Genomic DNA, 7758 nt, shown 5'->3' with positions numbered 1-7758 from the left:
TCACGGGTGCGCTGCGAGGGTCGTCGGTGGAGCTTCACCTCACCGACGTGGACTTCACCTCGTCCCGGCACGAGGTGAAGTCCACGTTGATCACGTGCACGTGATCAAACGGTGCGGGCGGCGAGCCTATTGACGATTCAGAACCTCAGCCGGTCCTGGCCCGCTGACGTTCCGACAGGTCGGCGAGGAGGCGGTCGACCTCCGCGACCTCGGCGGCGGTGAGCGGGCCGTGCGCCATGGCACCGGCGTTCTCCTCGACCTGGGCGACCGTCCGGAATCCCGGGATCGGCACGGTGCGGTCGCTGCGGGCCCAGATCCAGGCCAGTGCACCCTGCGCGAGGGTCCGGCCGCCGCCGGTGACGACCTCGCGCACCGCCGCGACCCGGTCGAGCCACTCCGGCGCGGGGCGGCCGTCGCGGAAAAGGCGAGCCACTGCGGCGGCACTCCGCGCACGTCGTCGGAACCGAGCGTGCTCGACCGCGTGAACTTCCCGGTGAGCATGCCCATCGCCAGCGGCCCGCGGTTGACGCTCGCGAGGCCGTACTCCTCGCACACCGCCAGTGCCGCGAAGCCCTGGTCGAGGATGGAGAGGTTGTGCTGGATCGCGGTGCAGTGCGCGCCGTCGCGGGCCCATGCCTCGGCCCGGTCGGCGAGGTCGGTGCTCCATCCGTACGCCCTGATCGTGCCGGCGTCGACGAGCTCCTCGAGCACGCCGAGCAGCGGCTCGACCTCGTCCACGGCCGGGTCTCCGGGGTGCAGCTGGTACAGGTCGATCCGGTCGGTGCCCAGGCGGCGCAGTGACGCCTCGACCGCGCGGCGCAGGTACGCGGGCGAGGTGTCGGTGCCGGTCCACTGCCGGCTCGTCTCGTCGAAGGTGTTGCCCCACTTGGTGGCGATCACCACGTCGTCACGACGGCCCGCGAGCGCCTTGCCCAGGATCCGCTCGCTGTGCCCGGTGCCGTACACGTCGGCGGTGTCGAAGAAGGTCACGCCGAGGTCGAGAGCGTGGCGTACGGCACGCACCGATTCCTCGTCATCGACCTCACCCCAGCCGACCGGCTGCTCGCCCTGCCAGAACGGTCCGCCGATCGCCCAGCACCCCAGGCCGAGAGCGCTGACGTCGAGCCCGCTGCGTCCGAGTGTTCGTGTCATCGTCGTCATGTCGAGCACGGTGACACTTGGAGCGCACTCCAGGTCAAGCGCCGGGCTGCTCCGCGGCGAGGGTCACCTCGACCGCGCCGTCGGAGGCGCGCACGACGACGACGTCGCCCGACCGGTCGAGCACGGTGCCTGGCGCGACCTCCGGATACTCACCGTCGAGGCGTCGCACGGCGACCGCCACCGGCTCTCGTTCCCGTCGAGGACGACGCGCGCCCGCGGCCCCAGCAGGTTGAGCGCGGCCACGCGACGCTGGAGCGTCAGCGCGGGCTCGCCCCACCGCAGCCGGTACTCGTCGTCGGTGAACGGTGCCGCGTACGTGGCGGCGGACTCGTCCTGCTGTTCCCCCGGCTCCCCCGCCAACGCGCGCTCAGCACCCTCGTCGAGCGCCCGCGCGAGCACGTCGGCCCAGACGGCGAAGAGACCCTGCGGCGTCAGCTCGTCGGCCCCGAGCTGACGCACCTGGCGGCTGAGGATCGCGCCGGCGTCGAACTCCTCCGCCAGGCGATGCAGCGTCGCACCCACCTCGGGATCGCCTTCGTACGTCAGGCGCTGCGGGTTGGGTCCGCGTCCCCGCGGCAGCGGTGCGGGGTGGAGGTTCACCGCGCCGTACTTCGGAATGCCGATGATCTCGGCGGGGATCCGCCGGGCGAAGCTCGCGGACACCACCAGGTCGGGCCGGACGGCCGCCACCAGCGACGCGGTGCCGGACCGCAGTCTCCGGCTGACCACCACGTCGGTCCCCGAGGCGACGTCGAGGATCGAGCCCTGGCCGGGCCCGTAGTGGTCCGCGCCCGGCAGTGTCACGACCAGAGCGAGGTCGTGTCCGCGCTGCACGGCCCACTGCGAGATCACCCTGAACCCGTCCGGGTGGACGCAGAACGCGACGACCCGCACACCGGAAGCTGCCATCGGACTCCTCTTCTCGTTCACGACCGACAACACGATGCATCTCGCGTTGCTGTCGACGCAACAGCACGTTGACCGATCAACGGGCTGTGTCTTGTGTAGAGCCGAGCGGTGGCCATCAGGACCGCCCTCGGGGGCGGGAACCGATCGACGAGGGGGAACTGGATGTCGGACAGCAAGCCTGGCCTACTCGCGCTGCTCGATGGCAGCGGGGTGGTGTGCGCCGAGGGCTATCTCTTCGAGTGCGAGCGACGCGGCTACGTGCAGGCCGGTGCGTTCGTACCCGAGGTGGTGCTCGAGCACCCCGAGGTCGTCGCCTCGCTGCATCGCGAGTTCGTGCACGCCGGCTCGGACATCGTGGAGGCCTTCACCTATTACGGCCACCGGGAGAAGCTCCGCCTCGTCGGCAAGGAGCACATCCTGGAACCGTTGAACCGCACCGCTCTCGCGATCGCCCGCGAGGTGGCACGGGAGTCCGGCACGCTGCTCGCGGGCAACCTGAGCAACACGAACCTGTGGGCCGACGAGAACGCGCGACCCGGCATCCGGGCCATGTTCGCCGAACAGGTCGACTGGGCCGTCGAGGAGGGCTCGGAGCTGCTCATCGGCGAGACCTTCAGCTACCTCGAGGAGGCGCTGCTCTGCACCCAGGTGATGCGCGAGTCCGGGCTGCCCACCGTCGTGACGCTCGTCTTCCACCAGGAGGACTTCACTCGCGACGGGTACGGTGTCCGCGAGTCGTTCCAGGCACTCGAGCAGGCCGGCGCGGACGTGGTCGGCGTCAACTGCGGGCGCGGACCGCTCACCACGCTGCCGTTGCTCGCCGAGATCCGGCAGGCCGTGTCGTGCCACGTCGCCGCGCTCCCCGTGCCGTACCGCACGACCCCGGCGCAGCCGACGATGCAGTCGCTGCGCGACCCTCGTACGCCGGACGTGCGGGCGTTCCCGACCGGGCTCGACCCGTTCACCTGCACGCGGTACGAGATGGCCGAGTTCGCACGGGACGCGTACGCGCTCGGCGTGAACTACGTCGGCGTCTGCTGTGGCGCGGGCCCGCACCACATCAGGGGTGTCGCCGAGGCGATGGGCCGGCTGCCGTACGCGAGCGCGTACTCCCCCGACATGAGCAAGCACGCCTACCTGGGTAGCGACCCGACGCTGAAGGTGGGCAACAAGCAGTACGCCGGCATGCTCTGACGTTCGTGACTCAGGTGCGGTCGGACACACGCCTCCGCCGCCGCGCGTAGACGAGGGTGAGCGCCGATCCCGCGATCAGGATGCCCGAGATCGATGCGCGCACCGCCAGGTCCCGCTGCAGAGAGGCGATTCTCGCGGCCTGCTCGTCGAGCAGCTGCGGCGTCGGGTCCTGGTACGGCAGCGAGGTGCCGGCGAGGGCGCCGAGCGTACCGAGCGGCACGACCAGTGCCACGGCCAGGAGTACGAGGCCGACGGCGAGGAAGACACGCGAACGGGTCATCGGACCAGGCTGTCAGACCCGCGGCTCCCGCGGGTCTGACAGCGGCGCCCGGCACGGACAGGGTCAGGTGAGGCGCTGCCGGAGGTGAACGGTCACCTCGGCACCAGCCTCGTGCTTGCCGATCGCCTTGCACAGGGCCGCCCGGAGCGGGAGCCAGTGGGGGCCGGTGCCGGACGGCATGAGGGTGGCCTGGAACGGGGTGGCCGTCGACTGGTCGGCTGCGCTACTTCGCGCGGGCGTCGAGCTCGGCGACGAACTTCTTCGGCGCGACCTTGCGGTAGGCGTCATCGACGATCGCGGCGATCTCGTCCCAGTCGAGCGGGACGTCGAGGTAGACCCCGAGCCACCCGCTCGGCCCGACGTAGGGCGGCCGGAAGAACCGGTCGGGCTCGGTCTCGACAAGCTCCTCCTGCACACCCGGCGGCGCGGGGCACCAGAACGCGACCCTGTCGTCGTGGTGCCGGTCGGCGTACATGACGAAGGAGCGCTTGTCGCGGACGAAGAAGGTGGGCTCGCCGTGGCTCAGCCGCTCGGTCGCCTCGGGCATCGCCATGCACAGCGCGCGGAGTCGCGGCAGCGGATCCTCTGTCATGCCCGCAGGCTAGCGGCCGGCGCCGACAGGTCCGAGTCGTCAGTCCGCGAGCTCGGCGGGGAGCCCGAACGCACCGAAGTCCGCCGTCAGGAACGAGACGACCTCGGCGATCTCCGTGCCGCGCAGGGCGAGCAGGTCGAGTCCCGCGGGGACGTAGACCGCCCTGTCCGCATCCCACCGGTAGGTGCCGAACGCGAGCTGCCCGTTGGCCGAGGCCGGCAGGAAGCGCCACCGCATGGTCAGCGGTCCCTCGACCAGGAACGCCCGGACGGCGTCGCGTCCCTCGTACCATTGCGGCACCGGCGGCATCGAGTACCTGGCGTCGTCGGTCAGCATCGACACGATGGTGTCGACGTCGCCGCGCTCCCAGGCCGTGGCGTACCGGCCGGCCAGCCTGCGTACGCCGTCGTCCAGCAAGCGCAACGTCACCTGCTGGCTGGTTCCCGGCCGCCGCGGACGCAGCACCTTGCGGGCGCGCTGCAGCGCGCTGTTGACCGACGCGACCGTGGTCTCCAGCAGGTCCGCGACCTCGCGCGCCGAGAACTCGAGGACCTCGCGCAGGACGAGGACGGCGCGCTGGTGTGGCCCCAGGTGTTGGAGCGCGGCCACGAACGCGAGCTCCACGCTCTCCCGCGCCGCGTGGCGGGCCTCGGGGCCGAGCTCCGCCACGCCCAGCCGGTCGTCGGGATACGGCTCCAGCCACACCGTCTCGGCCAGCGGCGCGCCGGGACCGAGGTCCGCCGGCAGCTCCCGGCGGCCGCGCCGCTCGATCAGCGTGAGGCACCTGTTGGTGGCGATCTTGTACAGCCAGGCCCGGATCGTGCCGCGGTCGTCGTACCGCGCGAGGCCGCGCCAGGCCCGCACCAGGGTCTCCTGCACCGCGTCCTCGGCGTCGTGGACGGATCCGAGCATGCGGTAGCAGTGCGCGAGCAGCTCGGCACGGAACGGATCGATCACCTGGCCGAAGGCGACGGAGTCACCCGCCCGCGCGGCGTCGAGCAGCCGCGCGGCGCGGACCTCGTCTGTCGGCATCGCCGTCCTCACCGGTCGCCTCATGGAGCATTCTGACGCCGGCGACCGGTCGGTGCCGTGGCGGGTCAGAGGATCTTGCGCTCCTCGAACGCTCGCGTGGCCGCCGCAGCGGCACCGGCGCCGTAGAGGTGACGGGTCGCAGCGACGACGTCGCGGGCGGCGTCGGCGAACGAGGTGTCGGGTGCGTAGAAGAACTGCGACTCCAGGATCGCCTTGTCGGCGCGCTGGCGGCCCAGGGTGCGGTTGATGTCCCACAGTGCCGCTGACCAGATCTCGCCGTCGTCGTGCACCTCACCGGTCGCGTCGTCGGTCGTCTTGGCGGTGTCGGTACGGCGCAGGCAGTGCGGCTCCGTCGTCGTGTAGGACACGGCGTCCCAGTCGGCGATGCACGGAAGGTCGAAGTTGCGGCTCACCGGGACCGACATCGTGGCCGCCCAGTAGTCGCCGAAGCCCTCGCCGATCGCGCCCGCCTCCTGCGACTCGCCGTAGCCGGGCACCTGGTCGTCCTGGATCGCGTGCCCGTACTCGTGCCAGATCACCTCGGCGTCCTCAGCGTCGTCGACGCCTCCGCGGCCGAAGGTGATGGTGTCGGTGCTGGGGTCGTAGAACGAGTTGTCGCCGGCGAACGTGTTCGTCTCGACGTCCTGTGACTCGTTGTTGACGTCGGTGAAGCCGAGACCGTGGATGTACTCCTGCGTCTGGTTCAGGTGGTAGTACGCCATCACCTGCTCGAACCGGTCGTTCTTGCGCTGGTAGACGAACCTGTTCTCGTCCGACGACGCGAGGCCGCCGGTGGCCTTGGTGATCCGGACGTACGGGCCCACGAGCCTGCCCGACCCGTCCAGGTTGCGCAGGGCGACGTTCTTGTACGCCGGCCAGAACACCTCGAGGTTCTTGTCGTTCTCGTCCTGCAGGGTCTCGTCGCGCAGCGCCACCACGGCGTTGGGGTCGAAGACGCGGCCGCGGCCGGTGATCGCCCGCGAGAGCGACCTGACCTCCAGTGTCCTGCCGTCGTCCGCGTCGACGAGGGTGCGGGCGGCGCCGCCGGTCGACCGGGTGGTGACCTGCCACACCAGTGTCGGGGACGCGCCGCCGCGAACGGCGAGCCGCGCACTGCTGTGGTCCGCGGCCGGCACGTAGCCGCTGTCCTTGTCGATGTCGGCCTGCCTGGTCACCCGCGTGCGTACCGCGTCGACCGCCGTCGACGTCGCGGCAGGCCCGGAGACGGCGGGCTTGGTCGACAGGCCCGCCGGGACGGCGTCACGTCCGTCGGAGACGCTCTGCACCCTCCCCGACCTGTCGAGGTGCCGCGCGTAGTAGCCGCCGACGACCGGCAGGCCACGGTACGTCTGCGCGTACCACTGATGGGTGCCGAGGAGCGACTGCCTGGTGCGGACGAGAGTCACGTCCGCGGGCACGGCATCGGCCGGTGCGGCAGTGGCGGAGGCGGCGGCCAGCATGGAGCTCATCGTCGCCGTCGTGAGACCGGCGACGACGGCCGCCGCCACCCGGGTGCGTCTCGAAGCCGTCATCGTCGCCTCCCCTTCGCCGGCCCGTCCGGCCCGGTCGAGTGTAGGGGTGCGACGGTCATGGAGCGGTAAACTTCCCGCCCTGGCAGGCGGGATGGACGGACCGTTAGCCCCAACGGCCGTTGTAGCCTCCGACCATGGATCGTGACCGCCGCCCGGACGGCAGCGCCGGTGACGCCGACTACGGGCAGATCGGCGGCGCGTACTCGCGATACCGGCGGCCCGACCCGCGTATCGCGGACCGGATCGAACGGGCGCTGGGCGATGCCGGCACCGTACTCAACGTCGGCGCCGGAGCAGGTTCCTACGAACCGCGGGAACGCGTGGTCACGCCTGTCGAGCCATCGGCGTCCATGCGCGCACAGCGGCCGAGTGACCTGGCTGTCGCAGTGGACGCGACCGCCGAGAGCCTGCCGTTCGCGGACCATTCGTTCGACGCGGCCATGACCACGTTCAGCGTCCACCAGTGGGCCGACCTGCGCGCCGGCCTGCGTGAGATGCGGCGCGTCACCCGCGGCCCGGTCGTCGTCCTGACCGGCGATCCGACCTTGATCCGCCGGTTCTGGCTCTACGAGTACGCCCCCGAGGTGATCGACAACGAGGCTCGACGCTACCCGCCCGTCGACGACCTCACCGCCGGCCTGGGCGGCCGGACCAGTGTGACCGCGGTGCCGATCCCGCTCGACTGCGTCGACGGCTTCAACCAGGCGTACTACGGGCGGCCCGAGGCCCTGCTCGATCCGGGAGCACGGCAGTCGTGCTCGGCGTGGAGTTTCGTCGACACCAGCGTCCACGACCGCTTCACCGCCGACCTCCGCCGCGACCTCGCCGACGGCACCTGGGACAGCCGGCACGGACACCTGCGCACCCGACCGACCTTCGACGGATCCCTGATCCTCGTCGTATCGACGCCCCGTTAGCTACTTCGACCTGAAAAACCCTGTGGGGTCGTGACGGCGACCTCGGCAGACGGTTGGGCGGCTATCGGTGACCGGTCAGGTGGGCATGATTCATCCCGGTGGGGCTCTTCACGCTGCCAGCGCTCCGACCTTGACCAGGTT

At 71.1% G+C, this 7758-nt stretch carries 8 protein-coding genes and 1 pseudogene; 2 read left to right on the top strand and 7 right to left on the bottom strand.

Features of this window, described 5'->3' with window-relative positions; genetic code table 11:
• Positions 1–145 precede the first annotated feature (145 nt).
• Together GEV10_31110 and GEV10_31105 are read right to left on the bottom strand one after the other, a co-directional pair.
• Positions 146–1161, bottom strand: a pseudogene (locus GEV10_31110) (aldo/keto reductase).
• Positions 1162–1224: 63 nt separating this feature from the next.
• Positions 1225–2070, bottom strand: a complete 846-nt coding sequence (locus GEV10_31105) for a hypothetical protein (GenBank protein MQA82852.1) — start codon at positions 2068–2070, stop codon at positions 1225–1227.
• A gap of 162 nt (positions 2071–2232) precedes the next feature.
• Between GEV10_31105 and GEV10_31100 the strand changes: the two genes are divergently transcribed.
• Positions 2233–3264: a homocysteine S-methyltransferase family protein gene (locus tag GEV10_31100; GenBank protein ID MQA82851.1), complete on the top strand. Its 1032-nt coding sequence runs from the start codon at positions 2233–2235 to the stop codon at positions 3262–3264.
• Between the two features lie 10 nt (positions 3265–3274).
• On the opposite strand, the gene GEV10_31095 is transcribed toward GEV10_31100, so the two are convergent.
• The 5 genes from GEV10_31095 to GEV10_31075 form a co-directional block, all read right to left on the bottom strand.
• Positions 3275–3544, bottom strand: a complete 270-nt coding sequence (locus tag GEV10_31095) for a hypothetical protein (GenBank protein ID MQA82850.1) — start codon at positions 3542–3544, stop codon at positions 3275–3277.
• Between the two features lie 63 nt (positions 3545–3607).
• Positions 3608–3832: a DUF1905 domain-containing protein gene (locus GEV10_31090; GenBank protein MQA82849.1), complete on the bottom strand. Its 225-nt coding sequence runs from the start codon at positions 3830–3832 to the stop codon at positions 3608–3610.
• Complete coding sequence (locus tag GEV10_31085) at positions 3768–4136, bottom strand: MmcQ/YjbR family DNA-binding protein (protein MQA82848.1); 369 nt, start codon at positions 4134–4136, stop codon at positions 3768–3770. The genes GEV10_31090 and GEV10_31085 overlap by 65 nt, the downstream gene beginning before the upstream one ends.
• Positions 4137–4175: 39 nt before the next feature.
• Entirely contained in the window at positions 4176–5168 is a 993-nt protein-coding gene (locus GEV10_31080) for a sigma-70 family RNA polymerase sigma factor (GenBank protein MQA82847.1), read from the bottom strand.
• Between the two features lie 65 nt (positions 5169–5233).
• Positions 5234–6700, bottom strand: coding sequence for a bacillolysin (locus GEV10_31075; protein MQA82846.1), 1467 nt, complete (start codon positions 6698–6700; stop codon positions 5234–5236).
• Positions 6701–6834: 134 nt separating this feature from the next.
• On the opposite strand from GEV10_31075, the gene GEV10_31070 reads away from it, so the two are divergent.
• Positions 6835–7617, top strand: a complete 783-nt coding sequence (locus tag GEV10_31070; GenBank protein ID MQA82845.1) for a methyltransferase domain-containing protein — start codon at positions 6835–6837, stop codon at positions 7615–7617.
• Positions 7618–7758 lie beyond the last annotated feature (141 nt).

Source organism: Streptosporangiales bacterium (assembly GCA_009379955.1).
GTDB lineage: Bacteria > Actinomycetota > Actinomycetes > Streptosporangiales > WHST01 > WHST01.
Note: the sequence above shows the minus strand (reverse complement) of the source record. Positions and strands in the feature narration are given on the sequence as shown.

What these genes read in the sequence shown, in the direction of transcription:
- GEV10_31105 (MQA82852.1), bottom strand. Translation starts at nt 2,070, where the DNA reads ATGGCAGCTTCCGGTGTGCGGGTCGTCGCGTTCTGCGTCCACCCGGAC.
- GEV10_31100 (MQA82851.1), top strand. Translation starts at nt 2,233, where the DNA reads ATGTCGGACAGCAAGCCTGGCCTACTCGCGCTGCTCGATGGCAGCGGG.
- GEV10_31095 (MQA82850.1), bottom strand. Translation starts at nt 3,544, where the DNA reads ATGACCCGTTCGCGTGTCTTCCTCGCCGTCGGCCTCGTACTCCTGGCC.
- GEV10_31090 (MQA82849.1), bottom strand. Translation starts at nt 3,832, where the DNA reads ATGACGCCTACCGCAAGGTCGCGCCGAAGAAGTTCGTCGCCGAGCTCG.
- GEV10_31085 (MQA82848.1), bottom strand. Translation starts at nt 4,136, where the DNA reads ATGACAGAGGATCCGCTGCCGCGACTCCGCGCGCTGTGCATGGCGATG.
- GEV10_31080 (MQA82847.1), bottom strand. Translation starts at nt 5,168, where the DNA reads ATGCCGACAGACGAGGTCCGCGCCGCGCGGCTGCTCGACGCCGCGCGG.
- GEV10_31075 (MQA82846.1), bottom strand. Translation starts at nt 6,700, where the DNA reads ATGACGGCTTCGAGACGCACCCGGGTGGCGGCGGCCGTCGTCGCCGGT.
- GEV10_31070 (MQA82845.1), top strand. Translation starts at nt 6,835, where the DNA reads ATGGATCGTGACCGCCGCCCGGACGGCAGCGCCGGTGACGCCGACTAC.